Annotated in this window: 22 protein-coding genes; 19 read left to right on the forward strand and 3 right to left on the reverse strand. The window is 36.8% G+C overall.

Features of this window, described 5'->3' with window-relative positions; translation table 11 throughout:
* Positions 1–95 precede the first annotated feature (95 nt).
* Positions 96–899: an inositol-1-monophosphatase gene (gene suhB, locus AC27HL_RS04470; protein ID WP_487079229.1), complete on the reverse strand. Its 804-nt coding sequence runs from the start codon at positions 897–899 to the stop codon at positions 96–98.
* 399 nt (positions 900–1,298) lie between these two features.
* Between suhB and trmJ the strand changes: the two genes are divergently transcribed.
* From trmJ to fdx, 9 genes are all read left to right on the forward strand, one after another.
* Positions 1,299–2,036 carry a tRNA (cytosine(32)/uridine(32)-2'-O)-methyltransferase TrmJ gene (trmJ, locus tag AC27HL_RS04475; RefSeq protein WP_487079903.1) on the forward strand — a complete coding sequence of 246 codons (738 nt, stop codon included), beginning with the start codon at positions 1,299–1,301 and terminating at the stop codon, positions 2,034–2,036.
* A 64-nt stretch (positions 2,037–2,100) separates the two neighbouring features.
* Positions 2,101–2,910, forward strand: coding sequence for a serine O-acetyltransferase (gene cysE, locus AC27HL_RS04480; RefSeq protein ID WP_487079230.1), 810 nt, complete (start codon positions 2,101–2,103; stop codon positions 2,908–2,910).
* A 164-nt stretch (positions 2,911–3,074) separates the two neighbouring features.
* Positions 3,075–3,584, forward strand: coding sequence for a Fe-S cluster assembly transcriptional regulator IscR (iscR, locus tag AC27HL_RS04485; protein ID WP_487079232.1), 510 nt, complete (start codon positions 3,075–3,077; stop codon positions 3,582–3,584).
* Between the two features lie 29 nt (positions 3,585–3,613).
* Complete coding sequence (locus AC27HL_RS04490) at positions 3,614–4,828, forward strand: IscS subfamily cysteine desulfurase (RefSeq protein ID WP_487079234.1); 1,215 nt, start codon at positions 3,614–3,616, stop codon at positions 4,826–4,828.
* Between the two features lie 19 nt (positions 4,829–4,847).
* Positions 4,848–5,231 (forward strand): Fe-S cluster assembly scaffold IscU, encoded by a 384-nt coding sequence (iscU, locus tag AC27HL_RS04495; protein WP_487079235.1) that lies wholly within the window; start codon positions 4,848–4,850, stop codon positions 5,229–5,231.
* Positions 5,232–5,245: 14 nt separating this feature from the next.
* A complete protein-coding gene (gene iscA / locus AC27HL_RS04500; RefSeq protein ID WP_487079236.1) occupies positions 5,246–5,569 on the forward strand; it encodes an iron-sulfur cluster assembly protein IscA in 324 nt (107 codons plus the stop codon).
* A gap of 27 nt (positions 5,570–5,596) precedes the next feature.
* Positions 5,597–6,124: a co-chaperone HscB gene (gene hscB, locus AC27HL_RS04505; protein WP_487079238.1), complete on the forward strand. Its 528-nt coding sequence runs from the start codon at positions 5,597–5,599 to the stop codon at positions 6,122–6,124.
* A 110-nt stretch (positions 6,125–6,234) separates the two neighbouring features.
* Complete coding sequence (gene hscA / locus AC27HL_RS04510; RefSeq protein ID WP_487079240.1) at positions 6,235–8,109, forward strand: Fe-S protein assembly chaperone HscA; 1,875 nt, start codon at positions 6,235–6,237, stop codon at positions 8,107–8,109.
* 4 nt (positions 8,110–8,113) lie between these two features.
* Positions 8,114–8,452 carry an ISC system 2Fe-2S type ferredoxin gene (gene fdx / locus AC27HL_RS04515; RefSeq protein WP_487079242.1) on the forward strand — a complete coding sequence of 113 codons (339 nt, stop codon included), beginning with the start codon at positions 8,114–8,116 and terminating at the stop codon, positions 8,450–8,452.
* A 736-nt stretch (positions 8,453–9,188) separates the two neighbouring features.
* Here the strand turns inward: fdx and AC27HL_RS04520 are convergent.
* Positions 9,189–9,866 (reverse strand): CPBP family glutamic-type intramembrane protease, encoded by a 678-nt coding sequence (locus AC27HL_RS04520; protein ID WP_487079244.1) that lies wholly within the window; start codon positions 9,864–9,866, stop codon positions 9,189–9,191.
* A gap of 388 nt (positions 9,867–10,254) precedes the next feature.
* Positions 10,255–11,784 carry a winged helix-turn-helix domain-containing protein gene (locus AC27HL_RS04525; RefSeq protein ID WP_487079245.1) on the reverse strand — a complete coding sequence of 510 codons (1,530 nt, stop codon included), beginning with the start codon at positions 11,782–11,784 and terminating at the stop codon, positions 10,255–10,257.
* A 218-nt stretch (positions 11,785–12,002) separates the two neighbouring features.
* Here AC27HL_RS04525 and AC27HL_RS04530 point away from each other — a divergent pair, with 218 nt between their 5' ends.
* From AC27HL_RS04530 to AC27HL_RS04575, 10 genes are all read left to right on the forward strand, one after another.
* On the forward strand, positions 12,003–12,383 hold the full coding sequence (locus tag AC27HL_RS04530) for a cupin domain-containing protein (RefSeq protein ID WP_487079247.1): 381 nt from the start codon (positions 12,003–12,005) through the stop codon (positions 12,381–12,383).
* 280 nt (positions 12,384–12,663) lie between these two features.
* The gene (locus AC27HL_RS04535) at positions 12,664–14,175 is read left to right on the forward strand and encodes an amidohydrolase family protein (protein ID WP_487079248.1); all 1,512 of its coding nucleotides are present in this window, start codon (positions 12,664–12,666) and stop codon (positions 14,173–14,175) included.
* Positions 14,176–14,297: 122 nt separating this feature from the next.
* Positions 14,298–15,098, forward strand: coding sequence for a CPBP family intramembrane glutamic endopeptidase (locus tag AC27HL_RS04540; RefSeq protein WP_487079250.1), 801 nt, complete (start codon positions 14,298–14,300; stop codon positions 15,096–15,098).
* Positions 15,099–15,128: 30 nt separating this feature from the next.
* Positions 15,129–15,872 carry a hypothetical protein gene (locus AC27HL_RS04545; RefSeq protein WP_487079252.1) on the forward strand — a complete coding sequence of 248 codons (744 nt, stop codon included), beginning with the start codon at positions 15,129–15,131 and terminating at the stop codon, positions 15,870–15,872.
* A gap of 326 nt (positions 15,873–16,198) precedes the next feature.
* Positions 16,199–16,963 (forward strand): alpha/beta fold hydrolase, encoded by a 765-nt coding sequence (locus tag AC27HL_RS04550; protein ID WP_487079254.1) that lies wholly within the window; start codon positions 16,199–16,201, stop codon positions 16,961–16,963.
* A gap of 492 nt (positions 16,964–17,455) precedes the next feature.
* Positions 17,456–18,298 carry an AraC family transcriptional regulator gene (locus AC27HL_RS04555; protein WP_487079256.1) on the forward strand — a complete coding sequence of 281 codons (843 nt, stop codon included), beginning with the start codon at positions 17,456–17,458 and terminating at the stop codon, positions 18,296–18,298.
* 48 nt (positions 18,299–18,346) lie between these two features.
* Positions 18,347–19,066 carry an AzlC family ABC transporter permease gene (locus tag AC27HL_RS04560; RefSeq protein WP_487079258.1) on the forward strand — a complete coding sequence of 240 codons (720 nt, stop codon included), beginning with the start codon at positions 18,347–18,349 and terminating at the stop codon, positions 19,064–19,066.
* A complete protein-coding gene (locus AC27HL_RS04565) occupies positions 19,059–19,376 on the forward strand; it encodes an AzlD domain-containing protein (protein WP_487079260.1) in 318 nt (105 codons plus the stop codon). The genes AC27HL_RS04560 and AC27HL_RS04565 overlap by 8 nt, the downstream gene beginning before the upstream one ends.
* Positions 19,377–19,747: 371 nt before the next feature.
* The gene (locus tag AC27HL_RS04570) at positions 19,748–20,902 is read left to right on the forward strand and encodes an AraC family transcriptional regulator (protein WP_487079262.1); all 1,155 of its coding nucleotides are present in this window, start codon (positions 19,748–19,750) and stop codon (positions 20,900–20,902) included.
* Between the two features lie 92 nt (positions 20,903–20,994).
* Entirely contained in the window at positions 20,995–22,158 is a 1,164-nt protein-coding gene (locus tag AC27HL_RS04575; protein ID WP_487079264.1) for a serine hydrolase domain-containing protein, read from the forward strand.
* Positions 22,159–22,286: the final 128 nt, after the last annotated feature.

Below are 22,286 nucleotides of genomic sequence, written 5' to 3' on the forward strand. Positions count from 1 at the left end.
GAGCGAGTATATTTCTGATACTGGGTTAAGTTTTTTTGCTATAAAAAAAGCGCCCATAGGCGCTTTTTCAAAAAGGTAGTTAGAGCAGTAAAAGATTACTTGCTAAGCGCATCACCTAAATGAGGGCGAATATCTTTTAATATTTCTTTTGCTAAGCGTGGGCTACTTGCCACAATGTTACCAGAATTGCTGTGGTTATGACCGCCAACAAAATCAGTTACTAAGCCACCAGCTTCAATTACCATTAGTTCACCGGCAGCGGTATCCCATGGTTTTAAACCAATTTCAAAGTAACCATCAACACGACCTGCCGCAACATATGCTAAATCTAGTGCCGCAGAGCCAGCACGACGCATATCAGATGTTTTACCGAATAAGGTTTTGAACATTTCCATGTAAGCATTTGTATGTTGCTTATGCTTAAAAGGGAAACCTGTCGCTAGAATTGCGCCTTTAAGCTCTTTTGATTGTTTTACGCGAATACGAAAGCCGTTTAATTGTGCGCCTTTACCACGACTCGCTGTGAATAGTTCGCCGCGAATAGGGTCGAAAATAACCGATTGGTCTAATTTACCTTTAACTTTTAAGGCAATTGAAACAGCAAAGTGAGGAATACCTTTTACGAAGTTACTTGTACCGTCAAGTGGATCAATAATCCATTGATAGTCGTTGTCTTTACCTTCGATTAGGCCACACTCTTCACCAATAATGGTGTGATTAGGATAAGATTTTTGTATCGTTTCCACGATAGCTTGTTCAGCACTTATATCAACATTAGTAACGAAGTCGTTAGTACCCTTAGATTCAATTTCAATCTTATCTACTTGTTCAAAAGCGCGCACAATTACTTTGCCCGCAGCACGTGCAGAACGCACGGCAATATTTAGCATCGGATGCATTATCGACTACCCTATATGTTGTAAAATGTCATAAACAGCTATGTAAAAGAACGAAGTTAACTTCAGTGTAAGTAAGCCTGAAATTAAGCGCGCAGAGTATAGCAAAGTAAATATACTTTTGCGATAGCGTTCATCCGCAAAAGTTAAATTTATTTCTTAATGGTGATTAAGTTATAGTTTAATCAGCTAAACTTTCCTTATTTTCTTAATACTTATAAGTAAATGAACTAATCCATATTGATAAACACTAGAAAACAAATATAAAAGGCGTGATTTTTTCTCAGTACAAGGATAATGTTCTGTGGTAACATTATCGACAATTTTAGCCATCTAGATAGGTAGTAATAGTTTGTTTATTGTTACCTTAGAATTAAGTAAGTGTAGATAATGTCAGATTCTTTGTTAAATAAAGTACGTATCGTTCTGGTTAATACCTCAGATTGTCGAAATATCGGCTCTGCGGCTCGAGCGATGAAAACAATGGGCCTAACTGAACTGGTTTTAGTGGATCCTATTGAAATGCCTAATGGTCAAGCACAAGCATTGGCTGCTGGCGCAACAGATGTTTTAAAAAACGCTAAAGTCGTTGATACGCTTGAAGAGGCGATTAACGATTGCGGACTTGTAGTTGGTACTAGCGCGCGTTCTCGTACTTTACCTTGGCCGATGTTAGAGCCACGTGGTTGCGGCGAGAAAATGATTGCCGAAGCACAGGAATACCCTGTTGCTTTAGTGTTTGGTCGTGAAAGTAGCGGTTTAACCAATGATGAATTGCAGTTGTGTCATTTTCATGTGCAAATTCCAGCAAATCCGGAATATAGCTCATTGAATTTAGCCATGGCAGTGCAAACATTAAGTTATGAAATTCGTACCAGCTTTTTAGTGCATGAACAACAAGCATTTACCTTAACTGAAGATGAAGAGTATCCGGTGGTAGATGAAACAGAACGTTTCTATGACCACTTTGAAAGAGCACTAAAAGCAACGGGCTTTATTGTGCCGAGTCACCCAGGCTTAGTTTTAACAAAGTTACGTCGCCTGTTTAACCGCGCACGTCCTGATGTGAAAGAACTGAAAATGATGCGTGGTATTTTGGCCTCTGTTGAGCGTGCTGCCAAAGCATCAAAAACTGATTAATAATAGTCGCAAGTTTAACTGCTCGTAACACTGTGGCTAGAAAACCGAAATGAAGGAAAGTGGTATGTTTAGCCGCATGAAAGAAGATATAGCTAGCGTATTTGATCGAGATCCAGCTGCTCGTAATGTTTTTGAAGTATTAACCAATTACCCTGGCTTACATGCCATATGGTTTCATCGTGTCAGTCATAAATTATGGAAAAATAACTGGAAATGGCTTGCGCGCAGTTTATCAACATTTTCTCGCTGGCTAACTGGTATTGAAATTCATCCAGGGGCTACCGTTGGTCGTCGTTTCTTTATTGATCACGGCATGGGGGTTGTTATTGGTGGTACCGCGGAAATAGGTGACGATGTTACCCTTTATCAAGGAGTCACTTTAGGAGGCACAAGTTGGAATGCCGGTAAACGCCACCCAACGTTAAAAGATAATGTTGTCGTTGGCGCTGGTGCTAAAATATTAGGGCCTATTACTATTGGTAACCATGGCAAAGTCGGTTCAAACTCTGTGGTGGTGAAAGATGTGCCTGATAATGCCACAGCTGTTGGTATTCCTGGTCGTATTGTTAACCCGAATAAAGATAATGGCACTGCTGAAAATCGTGAAAAAGTTGCTAAAAAATATGGTTTTGATGCCTATGCTGTCGCCGAAGATAACCCAGACCCCGTTGCTAAGGCGATAGGACGAGTGTTAGATCACATGCATTTAATGGATAATAAAGTGTCTGATTTATGCCGTGAAGTTAATCAGCTTGGTGGTGAAGTTTGCCAAGAAGCGTTACCAGAATTACGTGTTGGTGAATTTGTTGAAGATGAAAAAGCGGCTGCAAAACGCAGAAAAACAGCAGCAGAGTCATTTGACCCGACAATTTAAACTTATATATTTCAAAAAATAATAACCGTTATCAGCACGATTGCCTGCCTTTTTATTGACTAATTTTTTATCCGGAGTAAAATACCTGAGTAAATCACTCAGGTATTTAGTTGACTATTTTGCATGGATATGTAAAATGCGCAGCAAATTGATAGGGGTAATAAATGAAACTGACGTCTAAAGGACGATACGCTGTAACTGCGATGCTAGATGTGGCTATTCATGCTGCCACTGGTCCTGTGCCCTTAGCAGATATTTCAGAGCGCCAAGGCATCTCTCTATCATACTTAGAGCAGCTTTTTTCACGCCTAAGAAAACAAGGACTTGTTAACAGTATTCGTGGCCCAGGTGGCGGTTATCGATTAGGTAAATGCTCTGCTCAAATCGCTGTTGCAGATGTTATTAATGCCGTTGATGAAAGCATTAATGCCACAAAGTGTGGTGGTAAAGGCAACTGTCAAGATGGCCAACAATGTTTAACACATTATTTATGGTCAGATTTAAGCGATAGAATCGAAGAATTTTTGAATAGCATTTCGCTTGCCGAGCTCGTCGAACAACGAAATGTAAAATTAGTCTCTCAACGTCAAGATCAAGCCTCCGCTAAAGCGAAGAAGGCACCGTCGTTAGAAACACTAATTACCACCCGCAACATTATGAACGACTGGCATTAATTGCCTGTTCAATTGGAGATTATTAGTCAATGAAGCTTCCTATTTATTTTGATTACTCAGCAACAACACCTGTAGATAAGCGGGTTGCTGAAAAAATGATGCAATACATGACCACAGACGGTTTCTATGGTAACCCAGCATCACGTTCACACAAATTTGGTTGGCAGGCTGAAGAAGCGGTTGATATCGCTCGCAATCAGGTAGCTGATTTGATTAATGCTGATCCACGTGAAATTGTTATTACTTCAGGTGCAACGGAATCAAATAACCTTGCCATTAAAGGTGCTGCTAACTTTTATGATAAAAAAGGTAAGCACATTATTACCTGTAAAACTGAACACAAAGCAGTTTTAGACACATGTCGTGAATTAGAACGTCAAGGTTTTGAAGTAACTTACCTTGACCCTGAGGCAAATGGATTAATTGATTTAAATAAACTTAATGACGCCATTCGCGAAGACACCATTTTAGTAAGTATTATGCATGTAAACAATGAAATTGGTGTTATTCAAGACATCGCTGAAATTGGTGAAATGTGTCGCGCTCGTAAAATTATCTTCCATGTAGATGCCGCGCAAAGTGCCGGTAAAATTAAAATTGACTTACAGCATCTGAAAGTTGATTTAGTGTCGTTCTCAGCACACAAAATTTACGGTCCTAAGGGAATAGGCGCACTTTACGTTCGTCGTAAGCCTCGTATTCGTCTTGAAGCACAAATGCACGGTGGTGGCCATGAACGTGGTATGCGTAGCGGTACATTAGCAACTCACCAAATTGTTGGTATGGGTGAAGCTTTTAGAATTGCGAAAGAAGAACTTGAGCAAGATGAAGCACACGTAACCAAAATGCGTGATCGTTTATGGGCTGGCCTAAGCGATATGGAGCAAGTATTTATTAATGGTGATGCAGAAAAACGCTACCCAGGAAACTTAAATGTTAGCTTCAACTTTGTTGAAGGTGAATCGTTGATCATGGCATTAAAAGACTTAGCCGTATCATCAGGCTCTGCTTGTACATCTGCAAGTTTAGAACCTTCATACGTATTACGTGCACTTGGTTTAAATGATGAAATGGCGCATAGCTCAATTCGTTTTAGCTTTGGTCGTTTCACCACAGAAGAAGAAATTGACTTCGCCATTGACTTAATTAAAAAGGCAATTGGCCATTTACGTGACATGTCACCGCTTTGGGAAATGTTCAAAGACGGTATCGATTTAGACTCAATTGAGTGGGCTGCACACTAGCAGCACTTAGGAGAATATTATGGCTTATAGCGAAAAAGTAATTGATCATTATGAAAACCCACGCAATGTTGGCTCATTAGATAAAGATGATCCACAAGTTGCAACCGGTATGGTTGGGGCACCAGCATGTGGTGACGTAATGAAATTACAACTTAAAATTACTGATGAAGGCATTATTGAAGATGCTAAATTTAAAACTTACGGCTGTGGCTCGGCAATTGCTTCAAGTTCTTTAGTAACAGAGTGGGTTAAAGGTAAATCTATCGACGAAGCTGCAGAAATCAAAAATACGGCTATCGCAGAAGAGCTTGCTTTACCACCAGTAAAAATTCACTGTTCTATCTTGGCTGAAGATGCCATTAAAGCAGCAATTGAAGATTACCGTAGTAAGAACAACGATTAGTCTGGAGACATACTATGAGCGTAACGATGACTGCTGCTGCGGCAGACAGGGTAAAATCGTTTATCGATAACCGAGGCAAAGGCCTTGGTTTACGATTAGGTATTAAAACAACGGGCTGTTCAGGGCTCGCGTATGTGCTTGAGTTTGTTGATGAGCTAAATGAAGATGATGAAATGTTTAGCATTGAAGGTGTTAATATCATCATTGACGGTAAAAGTTTAGTCTACCTAGATGGTATTGAACTCGACTTTGTTAAAGAAGGTTTAAACGAAGGTTTTAAATTCACCAACCCAAACGCAAAAGGCGAGTGTGGTTGTGGTGAAAGCTTTAATGTTTAGTGCACTTATTTATTCACTGGAGTTGATGTGAATTATTTTCAATTGTTTGGCTTAGAGAGTCAATTCAGTATTGATCTTGCTAACTTGTCGGCAATTTATCAATCACTGCAAAAACAAGTGCATCCAGATCGTTTTGCTCATGCGTCAAGCCAAGAGCAGCTTGTGGCTGTGCAAAAGTCGACAGAAATTAACGACGCCTACCAAACCTTAAAAAGCCCATTATTACGCGCGCAATATATGCTAGAATTGCGCGGCGTTGATATGCCAAATGAACAAGCAACGGTTGGAGATGTAAGTTTTCTTATGCGTCAAATGGAGCTTAGAGAGCTGCTAGCGGAAGTTAAATTCGCTGAAGATACTGATGCGGCTATTTTTGAAGCCTCACAAGTATTTGAAACTGAGTTTGAACATTTGTTTAGTCAGTTACAAGTTCAACTTAATGAGAACACGGGGCAATCGAATAGTTTGGCATGTGAAAATGTAAGAAAATTAAAGTTTTATCAAAAGCTGCAAGCGGAACTTGATAAACTTGAAGACGAGCTATTAGACGATTAGCGCTAATTGCTGAAACCGAATTATTAAAATGCTATTCATGATTTTAAATCAGCTGATAATAAGATCATTTATAGTTAATCAGTAACACTATTATCCAATGAGCTTTCATCATGGCATTATTACAAATTGCTGAACCTGGGCAAAGTACAGTTCCTCACGAACATAGATTAGCGGCAGGCATTGACCTTGGTACCACTAACTCCCTTATTGCTAGCGTTAAAAGTGGCTTGGCAGAAACTATCGTTGACGAGCATGGACATGACATTCTTCCCTCCGTTGTCAGTTATCAAAGTGATGAAACTTTAGTTGGTATGGCGGCAAAAGCATTGGCGGTTAGCGATGCTGAAAATACCGTGGTTTCAGCTAAACGTCTTATTGGTCGTTCACAAGCTGATATTAAGAGTAAGTATGCCTCATTGCCTTACCAATTTTGTGGTGATGAAAACCATCCATCAATAGTTACCCGCAAAGGCGAAGTTAATCCAGTACAAGTTTCCGCTGAAATTTTAAAAACTTTGGCAAAGCGTGCCGAGCAGTCACTTGGTGGGGAGCTAACAGGTGTAGTTATTACCGTTCCTGCATATTTTGATGATGCACAACGCCACAGCACAAAAGATGCCGCTAAACTTGCGGGAGTTAATGTTCTTCGTTTGTTAAATGAGCCAACTGCCGCAGCGGTTGCTTATGGCTTAGATACTAAACATGAAGGTAAGCAAGAAGGGGTTATTGCCGTATATGACTTAGGTGGCGGCACCTTTGATATTTCAATATTACGACTAAATAAAGGCGTATTTGAGGTTTTAGCTACAGGCGGTGATTCTGCGCTTGGTGGTGATGACTTTGATGAAGTTATCGTTGAGCATTTAGTAACCAAAGCTGGTTTATCTCGACCTTTATCTGCTTCTATGGAAAGACAACTAACCCAACAAGCTTGTTTTGCTAAAGAGCAGTTATCAAATCAGGATAGTGTTGATATTGCTTTAACACTTGAGTCTGGCGCGAAGTGGGCCGACACCTTAACGGTAAGCGACTTTAATCAATTAGCTTTACCCCTTGTTAAGAAAACGCTAAGAGCATGCCGTCGAGCGGTTAAAGATGCTGAGTTATCGATAGCAGACGTTATTGAAGTCGTTATGGTAGGCGGTTCAACACGAGTGCCATTAGTGCGCAAGGAAGTGGAGAAATTCTTTAATAAAAAGCCATTAACATCAATTGACCCTGATAAAGTAGTTGCTATTGGTGCGGCAATTCAAGCGGATATATTAGCAGGTAACAAGCCTGATAATGACATGCTGTTATTAGATGTTACCCCTTTATCTTTAGGTTTAGAAACCATGGGCGGGTTGGTTGAGAAAGTAATCCCACGCAACACCACTATTCCAGTTGCTAAAGCCCAAGAGTTTACCACCTTCAAAGACGGCCAAACTGCGATGGCAGTACATGTTTTACAGGGTGAGCGTGAATTAGTTGATGATTGCCGTTCATTAGCTCGTTTTGAATTACGTGGTATTCCGGCCATGACAGCAGGTGCAGCGCACATTCGTGTAACGTTCAAAGTAGATGCTGATGGTTTACTTGAAGTATCAGCAATGGAAAAATCAACCGGCGTTGAATCTAGTATTACCGTGAAACCAAGCTTTGGCTTGGAAGAGCATGAAATTACTAACATGTTAAAAGATTCAATGGAAAATGCGCAGCAAGATATGCAAGCTCGTATGTTGAAAGAACAGCAAGTTGAAGCTGCTCGTGTTATAGAGTCGATTCAAGCAGCACTAGCTGCTGATAGCCATTTATTAAACGAAGTAGAAGTAACTGAAATTGAGAATAACATTTCAGCACTTGCAAAAATAAGCCAAACAGGAAATGCCGCTGATGTTGAAGCGTCATTAGAAGTATTAAATCATAGCACTGCCGCTTTTGCTGAGCGTAGAATGGATTCTTCTATTAAAACAGCATTATCAGGCCATTCAGTAGATGAGGTTTAGTTAAATGCCACAAATTATATTTTTACCAAACGAAGAACTTTGCCCAGAAGGCGCTGTAGTACAAGCTGAAAAAGGCGAAAGTGTACTTGATGTAGCCCTTAAAAATGATATTGGTGTTGAACATGCTTGTGAAAAAGTTTGTGCCTGTACCACATGTCATATGATTATTCGTGAAGGCTTTGACTCAATAGAAGAAAGCGATGAACTTGAAGATGACATGCTTGATAAAGCATGGGGCTTAGAGCCAGAGTCACGCTTAGGTTGCCAAGCCATTGTTCAAGATGATGATTTAGTAGTGGAAATCCCTAAATATACTGTGAATATGGTATCTGAGAATCACTAATTAATACTGCAAAAAATTTGTTATAAAGGGTAATAGCTGCAATGTTATTACCCTTTTTTCGTTTTAAGTGGTTTTGGCTGAAAACCCTATCGTATGTTCATCATGGAATAAACCGAAAATTGTATTTAAAATCAAAAGAGTACAAAGCCAGTTTTTAACCAACTCTCAAATATTCGATTTTCATTGTTTGAACACTTTAAGACAAATTCAGGTCGAGATTCTCCCTTAAAACAAAGTGACATGATGTTGACCAAAATTATATTAAGGGGTCTTTTCAATCTCTACGTCGACCAGTTTCACCATTTCTGAAGGTGAACAGTTTAACTTATCACACAGAATAAATATCGTTTTCAGGGGAGGTTGTCTGTTTCCTCTTTCTAACATGGGTATATAGGTTCAATCTAAATCAAAGTCTAGGGTCAGTTTCTCTTGTGAGTAACCAGTATAAATTTACTGATGCCTATGTACTTAAATTATTTTTACTTGACCACTAAATGTGATGTCCTCGGTACCAATGACACCTTTTACCTTCATGCAGGAGCCTGAAAAGTGTGGCTCTATAGTTTTATAATCACCGCTGTCAATAATCGTATCCATGCTCAAAATAACGGACAGTAAGATTCCTATTGATACGCCCGCTAACCATTTTTATTGTATTGACTCTTTCCATTAATTTATTGTTTCAGCTCATTTTATTGGGTTGGTAATATTAAGTACATGCCTAAGCAATTGCTTGTTACACTAACTTATTAGTTTTGTATTTTACGTAAAACCACATTGAAAAAGTTGCTAATGTCGTTATACCTAAAATTGATGCATCTGGGCCAAAAGCCCCTCCACTTAGGTAGACTTCACCTTGAGCTATGGAAATGACAGGGGCACTAGAGCGCCAATGTTCATCGAGCACACCAGTGAGAAAAGTAACATATAGCCAAGAGGTGTTTACTATGGCGTTAAGAATTAAACTTTGTTTCCAGTGATATAACATACAAAGTATAAAGCATGAACAGGTGGCAGAAATAAATGGCAATAGGTTAGCTCCATCTATCAGAATATTCAGTACAGCAAAAACACCAGATAAACATAAAGCTGCGGTTAATGCTGAACTGCATTTTGTAATACCTTTGAATAATATTCCTCTAAATAAAACTTCCTGGCTTAAAGATTGTGCAAATAATGCGAACAATATAAACCGCAGTTCATTTGCCTCTTGAATTTTTTGGATGTGATAAAACTCATAGCTAAACAATAATGTGATAATTATTAGAATTGAAATAACGGCAATTAAGATGACGAGGTATGTGCTTTTAACCAATAAAGGCGGTGCATTTCGGTTAATCTCTTGAAGTATTCTATTGACTATATAAAAGGCGCAAATAATTACAGTTGTGTTAATGACACCTTTTAATGTCATGGAAATGTTATATGACGTCAATACAATCAAGTCGAATATTTGATTTGATAAATAACTGGCAATAATGGATGCAATTACGAACATAATGATGTGACACAGTATGTATTTAGCTGAGTTTTTAATCGTGTTGCTTTGCTGTAGCTTATACATTGCAATACTTTATTTGTGTGATGGAATTGTCACAACATACTTATAAGTTAGGAGTTATAAGTACATAAAATATTGCTACAATTTATCTTAAACATTGCTAAATGTGTAAAGCGACTAGTCTTTGAAAGACTTCCTATCCAGCTTATTTTCTATGTGGCTTTGCTACATTTTAGAGACTTTTTTAAGGTCAAACTCCCATCCGTAATGAATAGTTGGGAGTTGCATTTAATATTTTTAACTAGTTAGCTTTATTCTGATACTGAATAATTTTCTCTTTTACATACGCTAAAACTGGCTCTGCTTGTGTTAGCTTTTGATCGTTTATCAAGGATTCAGCAAATTGAAAGCTTGTCATTGCCATTTCTGTCTTATGTAGTGCTAAGTAATATTCAACTAAGTTTAGATGGCTTTGGGCGATCCCCATAGGGCATTGCAATAATTCTTGGTATTCAAGCGCTGAAGTATAATATGTCTCAGCTATACCTAAATCGCCTTTAATTTGATGCAACTTACCTAAAACAGACTGTGAATAGGAGTAATAAAGCCAATCTTTACTTTCTTTCGAAGATGCTTCTGCTTTCACAAGTATTTGTTCGGCCAAACTAACATTTCCCTTAGCTAGCAACAAAGTGCCATGGGTGTACAGTAGCCGGTTCCAATACTGCCGATTTGTTCCGTTGTTAATGAGTTTGAGCGCTGTTTGTGTCGAATCTAACGCTTGTTCGTATTGGCCCAAACCACTGGCGACTTTTGCCACTAAATAATGGACATATATATTGGTTTTATCTGCAATAAGAGCGCTTTTTAGAAATGCTAATGCCGATTCGCTGTCATTAATTTCTAAAAACTGAATAGCTTTAGCAATTAGATTATCTTGAAGTTGGCTATTAACAAACGCCGAATCAATACTTGTATCCGGAGTCAAAACTCCATTAAATGCGCTGGCAAGTGTATTAATACCATCATTTATTGTTTTTACATTAATTGATTTTGTATCGACTGAATTGGGCGTAAACACGGAATAAACAAAATTATAGTCACCTGGCACCCCGCTAATAGAGGTTTTTAAAATTAATGATGCACCTGATTTTTTAAACACATTTGATAGGTCGCTTTTTTCTTGAATAGACAGTCTGTTAAGTATCTCAATGGTATCTTCAAGTTGAAAAACAGTAACTTTATCATTAGGGGAAAATTTACTTATTAAGCCCTGTAATGCACCAAAGCGAATCCACCTCTCTGACTCTTGAAGAGCGTCAACATTAAACGGTAATACTAAAATTCCATTATGTGCCGTCACAGAGGTTTCCTGCTTGGTTTGCCCAATGTTAGCTGTCGGCGGTGTCTGCGTAACAAAAAATGTAATAAGCGCAATTAACACAATACTTGCTACAGAAAAAGAATAAACACTTGCTTTATGTTTAAGGAATGCAGGCTTTTTATGCGCTATATTTCTTGAATTTTGATGCTTAATAACGGTGTTAGGAAAGTTCCAAGTGTATCCGCGACGAGGGTAGGTTTTAATGACATCAGTAGAGCCACATTCTTTTCTTATCTCATTGATAGATTGAAAGACAACTTGATCTTCAACAACAGTATCTGACCAAACATTTTCCAAAATTGTTGCTTTTGAAATAACGTTTCCAGGCCTACTTGATAATAATAAGAGCAATTCAAATGTTTTGGGCCTTAAAGTGATCACCGAACCATTGAATTCAATTTCACCACTATCTGAATGTATAACACATTTTTCTTCAAGCTTATTCAAAGCTTCACCTTTACTCTCAAAACGTTAATAGCACATGAGTTATTTTATATGATTAAACTCGTAGTTTAAACAAAGTTTAAAAAACAGAATGAACTAATATCTCTTAAATAACAATGATGTACGCTGTTTTAGAATTCTTTTAGCAAAATTATAGAATAGCTTAATGTCCTTATCGGTGCATGATGACGGACAATTAATGTTTTTAACGAGAACTATCTATGAACATGAATAAATCACTGACAAAGTCACCACTGAGTATTGCAGAGTCATTAGATGACTGCTGGTCACCTAAAGTAATAGGTGAGTTTGATGAACATTATATTAAAGTAGCTAAACTCAAAGGAAGCTTTATATGGCATAGCCATGAGTTTGAGGATGAAGTTTTCATTATTTTAAAAGGAGAGTTAGAAATGCAACTTCGAAACGAGGTTATTTGTTTAACTACTGGTGATGTTACAGTAATCCCTGCGGGTATTGAACATAACCCAATAGCGAAAGAGGAATGCTTAGTAATGTTAATTGAAAGACAAACTACTCGGCATACTGGCAATACCTTTCATCCAAAATCTAAACCTATTCAGGCTCAGCTTAAAGATTAATATTCGATAACACTTCTTACCCTTTGATTGATTTCAATTGAGTTTTTTTGTTTATACCTTGCTATAGGTCACCGTAATTTTCCTCTTACTACTTTATTAATGTTGTACAAATTTCTTTTTCTTTAATTGATATAAATCTGTAACTTACAGGCTTATAGGGAAGTTATAGAGAAATTATAACCGCCTAATATGTTTTTATAGTGTAAAAGTTATCAGTATGTCGTCATGAAATTTACGTGTTTACTGTCAGTGTTATGGCGGGGTAATGAAAAGGAAAATTATGACTTTTAAAAATAATCGAGGTATTAAATTTAGGTTTGCAGTGTTAGTAGTAGGCTTTGTTTCAGGATGTTCGTTAACGGCTTATGGCGAAGTATCTCATCTCAATAAAGAAATAGCGATAGCATACACCAATGCCAATATTCTCGATCCTAGCATTGATTTACCTATAGTGGATTCTACTATTGTCGTCTCTAGTGGCAAGATAATCAACATTCAACCGAATTCAACTCCAATACCGTCAAACGTTAAGAAAATTGACCTTGAAGGAAGGTGGGTAATTCCAGGCTTAATCGATAGTCATGTACATTTGGCTCAATCGGGTGGCGCCTTTTCTCGCCCAGATATTTTGGATGCCCGAAAAATAGTCGCCTATGAAAATGAGCAAAATAAACTGTTGAGTAACCATCAAAAAATTCTTAAAAAGTATGTGCGCCTTGGCATAACTTCTATTTATGATTTAGGCGGACCTACAGAATATTTACCTAAATACTCAACACTTTCTAAACGTCAACATGCACCAGAAATATACTTTGCTGGTGCACTACTCTCCCCAATAAATAGTCACACCTTGAAAGCACATGGCGCAACTTATGCGCACGTCACTACGCCGTCTGAAGCGTTGGAGTTAGCTGAACAACAAATAGCCAAAGGAAGTCATATTCTTAAAATAGTATGGGACCATCAAAAAGGCCAAAATTCTGAGCAGCTTTTTGAATTATTCCAACCGGCAATTTCATTTGCCAAAAGTAAAGGGATAGTTGTTGCCATTCATGTAGAAGAGTTAGACGGAGCAAAATGGGCGGTAAAAGTCGGTGCTGACGTTATCGTGCATGGCGTGATGAGAGAATCTATAGACGATGAATTAATTGCCATGATGCTTTCTAATGGTGTGACTTATTCACCTACGCTTACCGCCTATGAACACTATTTTCAGCTTTTTAAAGGAGAGCTTTCTTTTAATCACTATCAAGTAGAAAACGCGTTAGAGGAAACTCTTGAGAGCTTTGCCTTGTTTAAAAGAGAATCAGCCAAGGCAGATAAGATGTTTCACATGCTTAATAAATATTTGCCTATAGTTGATAAAAGTGAAGAAGAGTTGGCAACTCTATCTCCTCAAGAGCGAGGACTTGTGATGCAGTTAAAGACAAGCTTTTCTGAAGATTTTCTAACTGTCCAAAAAAGTAATTTAAAAAAAGTGATCTCAGCTGGCGTAAATGTATCTATTGGCTCTGACGCTGGAAATATAGGTACACTACACGGTACTTCTTTGTTAGGAGAAATGCAGGCATGGCAAGCGGCAGGTATTTCCAATAAGGAGATCATTAAAGCAACGACATTAGGCAATGCGTTAGCACTTAAGTTAGAGCACTCAATAGGTTCGTTGTCATCAGGCAACAAGGCAAACTTTATCGTACTTGATGATAATCCGTACAAAAACTTATTAACTTTGCAGCAGCCTGTTCAGGTTTACAAGCAAGGACTTCCTATGCTTGAAAAAAAAGAACAGTAATACGGCACAAAAAGAGGTCTTCTGGCCTCTATTTAATAGATTCCCTTTGTTAAAGAGCGATAAATTGACAATGATGTGAAGTTTCACCTCCAAACAACATGAACGAGTAAAAAATTGTAGCAATGAACATTACGAATAATATAAATGAGCTAACACTTAACCATCCACTGGCAGCTACCACTGGCCTAGTTGTATTTGTCGTGTTATTACAGCAAATTACCTCTGCATTAGTCAGTGCAGCCTTTCCCGATTTAACTAAAGACGTATCTGGCCCATATATCAGATATGCGACATCTGCGCTGATTTTCTTTCTGTTATGGAAATTACAATCTCTTAAAGAAAGTGGGGTTTCTCTATCGATTAGTCAATGGCACACCAAATGGCCAATAGCGATCATACCTATGTTGTTAGTTGGAGGAATAAACATTGCGAGTATCGAATGGGCAAGTATTGAGTTTACCGCCGTCAAACTAACGGGTTGGTTATTTGACAATTTCGCCACAGGTTTATTCGAAGAAGTAATGATGAGGGCCATGGCATTTTATTTGTTGTATCGAGTGTGGAAAGATGAACGCTATGGAATATACAAAGCAGCCATTGCACAAGCATTAATTTTTGGCTTGCTACATTTAGTTAATTTGCGCAACGACTTTACCATTGATGTAGTTGCGCAAGTGATTTACGCATCTATATTGGGTTTCGCTTTTGCAGGTATTGTCGCTTATACACATAGTGTTTGGCCGGCAGTTATCAGTCATGCTTTTATCAACGCAATGGCCAATATTAACCCAACATTTTCCATTAACTATGTTGAGTCACCAACACCTGTTCAAATGTATGTAGTATTCATATCCATTATCGTGTTGGTAACCGCTTTACCTAGCTACTTTATGCTGCGCAGCGTAGCTACCGCTAAGCCTTAGCTTAGTTGAATAACAATGAGTAAAAACACGATGAAAAAACATCTCAACTTCTTTTTTTTATTAATGTTATCTTTGTTTTCTATAGGCTCTAAAGCTGTTACTAAACAAACGCTAGATACCGAATCAACACTTACGCCTGATCAAGCAGGCCTAAAGCATGCTATGTTAGACTTGGTAGTGCGCTCAAAAGCGGTTACACATACAGATCAATTGTCATATTTAGAACAATTGTCTGATAACAAAGGCAATTCCCTCACTCGCTATTACAATGCAAACTTACCACTAGGAGACAGGTGGCAGCAGCTAGAACTAATGGGTGAAGATATTAACCAAAGTGAACTACAGATAGACATCCCTATTTTAATGTCGCCATCTTTTATTAACCTACAGCAATTTAGCTTTCATCATGAAGACGAGCAATATTGGGTATTTACTATTGAAACCACTCTTAATGCAGAGAATGAAAGCGGACATACAGAAGAGTTAAACAAAGCCGCTAGCACTTTGCAGACTAACCTGAACACTTATATTTATGTCGATAAACACAGTCAGCAGTTCACACGTTTAGAAATAGCAAACGCCAAACCATTTAAGCCTTCGACATTAGCGAAGATAGAACTTTTTTCTGTCGTAGTCGATTACGCAGCTGCTTGGGAGTCAGGTCCATGGGTAGCTGTTAGCTCTGTTAGGAAATTAAAAGGCAATTATGGTTTTTTTATTGAAATTGATAAGCAAGTGAACCAACAGTTAAGTCAATTCTCATTTGTACCGTAACTTTTATTTAGACTATTTAGTGTTAAATCTTTTAAAACTTATTCAAAATACGGGGGCAATGAAAATGCCATCCTTTTTTAAAAGTACTCCCTTATTGCACGTAACTACAGCACTAATTTTTGCTGTAGTTACCTTAATTGTTAGTGTCATATTAGATAACTATAAACACAAGGAGGTGACTGTGTTATTAATACTGGGTTTATATTTCATTATTCTTCATTCGACCCACAGATTGGTTGGCTAAACTTGTGAACAATTTTTTAAGGCCTGAAATGGACAAAAAGCTTCTTATATTTTTTGTATTGATATTGACCGCTTGCAGTACAATGCCTAACAGCAAAAAAGTTGATACCAAATATGGTTCGTTTACCTATTACCATAGTGAAAAAGTAGATTATCCAACTATTATTTTTGAATCTGGCTTAGGTGACACTATGACTAGCTGGCAAAAGTTAATACCATTAGCTGAACGCCACTTTTCTGTTTTTGCATACAATAGAGCCGGCTTTACAGGAAGCCAAAGCATTAACAAAACTAGAGACAGTAACACTATCTCTCTTGAGCTAGAATCTGTACTAACAAACTTAAATATTAAACCGCCCTACATATTAGTAGGCCACTCTCTTGGTGGAATATATGCCCAAACTTTTTTGAAAAGAAACCCCGAAAGTGTTCAGGCTTTATTGCTTATTGATTCCATTCACCCTGACAACTTAAATAGATGTAAGTCGGCGGGAGGGCAGTATTGTGAGCCAGGTGCGACAATACCAGCATGGGCGAGACTGTTTTATCCTAGTGCAGTGTTTGGAGAGCTAAAAGCGTGGAGACATTCGTTAGAGCAAGCGCAAAAAAACGAGGCATTACACAACACACCTTTAACAGTAATTTATGCCGGTCAACCACCATGGGGGGATGAAAAAACACTCAATATTTGGCAAAAAAAACAATGGAAAATAACACTAGATAATCACCATCATTTGGCGAGCCTTTCAACTTTGTCTGATTTAATAATATGTCGATCCTGTGGGCATTATATTCACCAAGAAAACCCAGAAATAGTACTCAAGAGCATATTACATCTCGCCAAATAATAAGCTATCACTATTGTACGTATCTTAATTGAATTGATTATAGTTAAAAGGAAATACTCAATAAATCGTGTCCTCAAAAGCCTTGCAATTATGTCCGCTATGGGCGCAAATCGGACTACAGTATTTGTCCTAAAGTGAGCAGTTCATCAATATCGTTTCGGACAATCACTAGTTAGTTTTTATATTAAAAAAGGGTAATGACACAAGTGTGTTATTCCCCTTTGTTTTTATTGAAAGTATGCATGTACTTGGTAATGCTCATAATGGTTGAGATGGGGAATTCATCAGGATTATTTTCCAACGAAAGCAATGTCTATTTCTATGACTTTGTGTTGTCATATCATAGCCAATATTTATATCAAGATAGGCTAAATCGTACTTTTTAAATTGCGGAATTTTATAGGTATACTCATCGAAAGTTATTAATTGTTTTAGAATAACAGCAGTTTTGTACAAGACTAGCATAACGATAAGAGGTATAAGTTTTTAGATATGACTATTAATGCCAAAGAAGAAGCCAGTTTTTCTATTGCAAATGCCTTTAATGGCGTTGAAATTGTTAATGCTGATTTTAAAGAGCAAACATTTTCTAAACATGTTCATGAAAGCTACACTATTGGTGTTATTGAATATGGAGCACAACGCTTTTATCGCAGCGGCAATACCCATGTAGCGAATACTAACACCATCATACTAGTGAATGCTGATGATGTGCATACTGGAGAGTCTGCTACGCCAGGTGGTTGGAAGTACCGTGCTATGTACCCTTTAGTAGAGCATTTTGAGAAGATTAGTTATGATCTTTATGACAGTAAATGTTTTGCCCCATATTTTGATTCTGCGGTTATTAATGACCCTAAGTTAGCTGCACAATTAAGACTGCTATTTTATCAAGTTGACACTAATGCTTCTAAATTACTAACCGAAACTATTATCTATAGTGTCATGATGAGATTGGTACTAGGGCACTCGACGTTACGCAACCCTCCTAATGACCTTTGCGGTAGTAAGCGTAAACTTATGTTAGCTAAAGAGTACCTAGATAGTTACCCCGAAGACGACGTTTCATTAACTCAACTGGCATCAATTGCAGGGTTAAGTCAGTACCATTTTATTCGGCAGTTTAAAAAAGCGTTTGGCCTTGCTCCACATAGTTATCAAATACAAGTGAAATTAAAAAAAGCAAAAACTTTACTAAAAATAGGGGTTAAGCCTGCTATGGTTGCCACAGATTGTGGATTCCATGATCAAAGCCACTTTAATAGGCACTTTAAAAAAGCGTTAGGCACAACGCCTAGTAAGTTCCAAAAACAAGCAGTTTTGTACAAGAGTTAACGAGAATTAACCTTTAATCTCCTTTTAAATCTTGAAGGAGATAAAGCTTTGTTTACAAAAAAATGCAGTTTAACCTCATATGATCTTCGAACAATTAAAGAGGCTATAGTTGATATATTACCTCTTGCTATTGCTACTGTGCCGTGGGGAGTATTATGTGGTTCAATGGCAGTCAATGTTGGATTAACTGCTATACAAGCTCAATTTATGTCATTACTAGTTTTTGCAGGAGCTGCTCAATTAGCTGCTGTAGCAATTATCGGTACTGGCGGAACAATAATCACAATGTTTTCATCTACATTTGTGATCGGCTCGCGACATTTGCTTTATTCTGCTGTTTTTAGGGAATACGTAAGGAATAGTTCTAGATGCCTTCGTTTCAGCATTGCTTTTTTTCTAACTGATGAAATGTTTGCAGTAACTTGCCGTCATATGGAAAAGTATAAGTTATTTAGCCATGTTTATGCGCTTGCTTCAGGAGTTACATTCTATTTAATTTGGAACTTTTCAACTTTTTTAGGAATTGTTGCCGACCAATATATTCCTAATTTAGAACATTTAGGACTTGAGTTTGCAATCGCGGCTACATTTATTGCGATAGTTATTCCTTCCGTTAAATCTAAAGCTACTTTAATCGCTGTGCTGTGCAGTGGAGGAAGTGCAATTGTTTTATCTAAGTTTGCTAATGAATACGCCTTAGTTGCTTCAACTCTTATAGGTATGTCATTAGGGTACTTAAGTCAAAACAAGGTGACAGACCATGGATAACTTTTGGCTAGCTTTAGCGGGAATGACGATGATAACATTTTCATGTAGGTACCTTTTCTTTTCAAAAACAATTTATATCGAACTTAATAACAAAGTGAAAAAATTACTTAGCTTTACTGCTCCTTCAGTGTTAACTGCCATGTGGGTACCTATTGTTTTTATGGGGCATCAAAATACTAACTATGAAATTTTTGAAAGCCCATTCTTGATTGCAGGTTTGACGACTATTTTGCTGAGTTTAAAAATAAAACACACATTAGCTGTTGTCACTTTAGGAATGACAGTATTTACAATATTAAAGATGCTTTAATCGTTTTCCTTTCTAGCACCTTCGGGTGCTTTTTTTCTTTAATTGATTTTGTTTTAAATCCCGATTCGTATATTTATTTTTAGACAAAACTTTTCAAATAGGCATAGTGCCCAAATTAAAGGTATGAATGAAGTTGTACTAACTCTTGCCCTCATAAACTTAAAAATTGAGTGGAGAGGAAAGACAATTAAATTAAGCTTTTTTAAACCTTAAAATTAAGTTATGGAAAAGCTCATTAAATAATCACTTTATTATAAATGTTGGCGAATATACGAAAAACTATTAATTAAGGTGTAGCTCTTAGTGTGTAAGTTTAATAAGCTAAATGAGTATAGACATTCATCATTTCATACTAGGTATTTAACGTCAGCATGAATAGCTTAATATTAGAAACGACGACCGCTACTATTCTGTTTGCTTGTATTTTATTGGCTATATTTTTACTAACGGTTAAAACTAACAATAAATTTGCTAATAATTTCTTAGGTGCATATTTTATCGTTTTTGCTATTCATATAAGTGCATTCTTTTACGCTAAGCATATTGTTTTACCTGTCAATGTTGAGCTGTTTCGTGACCATATTGCTTTTTTAAGTAGCCCATTAATATTTCTATATTTTGTATCTTCTATTTATTCAGATTTTGAATTAAGGCCCCGTCATGTAATGCATTTGATACCATTCGTATTACAAGTTTTATTATTTTCACCACGATTTTATTTTGCGAATACTGAAAGTAGTGAATTGTTATTGCTTAATTTGAATAGTACTTTTGAAGGGAAAGCCTCTATAGTTTTTGGGTTATTGGTAGCGTTTTTTTATTTAGTTGCGATCTTTCTTGAATTGAAAAAATATCAGCGATTGCTACTGGAAAATTATGCTAATAGATCGATATTTAATTATGATTGGCTTTATCAGTTATTTGTATTGTTAAGTGCGATTTTTTGCTTATCAGTGATTAAGCAAGTTTATATATTCTTTGGGGTTGATATTGCTGTTTTAAATTTTTTAAGAATATTGTTAACCATGGCGCTGATTTGTTTTTTAAGTTGGATTGTTTTGAAAAGTATGAACCACCTAAGCTTATTTAGGAGTATTAATACTAAAGACTTGTTAGTTAAGGATATCCTAGATAATGAGACACACGGCTGTGAAAACAGTCAACCAGATAAAGAAATTGCTAAGTTAATAAGTTTTATGCAAAAGCAAGAGCCCTACCTAGATCCTGATTTGACCATTTTGAAATTAGCAGATATGTACGGCGTTTCAAGCCGTGATTTATCCTTGCTGATAAATCACCACTTGGACCAGCATTTTTTTGATTTTATTAATGACTTTAGAATCAATAAATCTAAAAAGTTATTATTGGAAAACAAAAAAACTAAGTTAACTATTCAACGAATCATGTTCGATGTTGGCTTTAATTCAAAATCATCTTTTTATACTGCTTTTAAAAAGCAAGTGGGTATAACGCCTTCTGAATATCGTAAACAACAAAAAGCAACCAATAAAATTTATTATGTGTAAATTATTATAAAAGGTTCGACTTTACATAGTCGGACTTTTTTTTCTGACTTTAGTGCTAACTTAATTATTCCAGTTAATTAATAGAGCATGAAATGATAAAAATATACCTAAAATCATTTGTATTATTTGCAGTTTGTTTAAATTGTTATGGTCAGAACCAGCAATTAAATTCAGCTAATAACCATCAAATTACAAAAAAATTACTTGAACAGAGAGTAAGAAAATCCATCGATATAAATGCTAGTAAGGCATTAAAAAATGAGCTAATTAATGCCTTATCTATTGGTATATATATTAATGGTGCACCATACACATACCATTATGGTGAGTTGACAAAAAACAAAGGGGATAAACCAACAGATGAGACTATCTATGAAATTGCATCAGTGACAAAAACCTTTACGGGTACATTAGCAGCTAAAGCTATTTTAGAAAAAAAGCTAAACCTAGAAGATGATATAAGGAAGTTCTTACCTAAATCATACTCCAACTTAGAGTACCAAGGAAATGCTATTAAAATAAAGCACTTATTAACGCATACTAGTGGCCTGCCTAGCGGCCTTTTAGGCTTCAATGAAACTCGAACAGATCTTAATGAAATTGAATTTAGCAAGCAATATCTTGGCTTTGAAGATAAACAAACTAAAGTGAACTTCTTTGCAGAACTTGAAAAGTTGTGTCTTGCTGATGAACCTGGCAGTAGTTTCAATTATTCTAATCCAGGTAGCAACTTAATGGGTTATATTTTAGAACGAGTGTTTAACCAATCTTTTCAAAAGCTGATAATTGATGAAGTGATAACTAAGATAAAGATGGAAGACACACATTTTCACACACCTAGTGATAAACAACACAGGCTAGCAAATGGGTATTTATTAAACACACCTGCACCTGAAACTAACTTGGCCAACGGTCTGTGGGGAGCGGAAGGGGCTTTAAAGTCAACCACTGCGGACTTATTAAAATATATTAGTTATCAGCTTAGCAATGATGATGTTGTCAAAGAATCACATAGAAAACTATACGAAATAGATAAAAATTATTGGATTAGCTATTTTTGGTGGATTATTTCAAATCAGAATCATGATTTACATTATCGACATGATGGAGGGATCACAAAAGCAAAAAATATTCTTGTTATATATCCAGAAAAATCGATTGGTATTAGCGTAATCACTAATCAGTCCTCCGCCAGAATATACCCAGTATTGGACGACTTGACCTATAGTATATATAAAGATCTTATTGCTTTGTAAAGTGAATACTCCACCAGTATTTTCTCTGGCAATCACCCAGAATCACAAGAAGTAGATTATTGAAAAGGGTAATAACATTTGATATTACCCTTTGCTTATACGCGTTAACTTAATTGAATTTAAATATT

The sequence above is a fragment of the Colwellia aquaemaris genome, assembly GCF_057548755.1.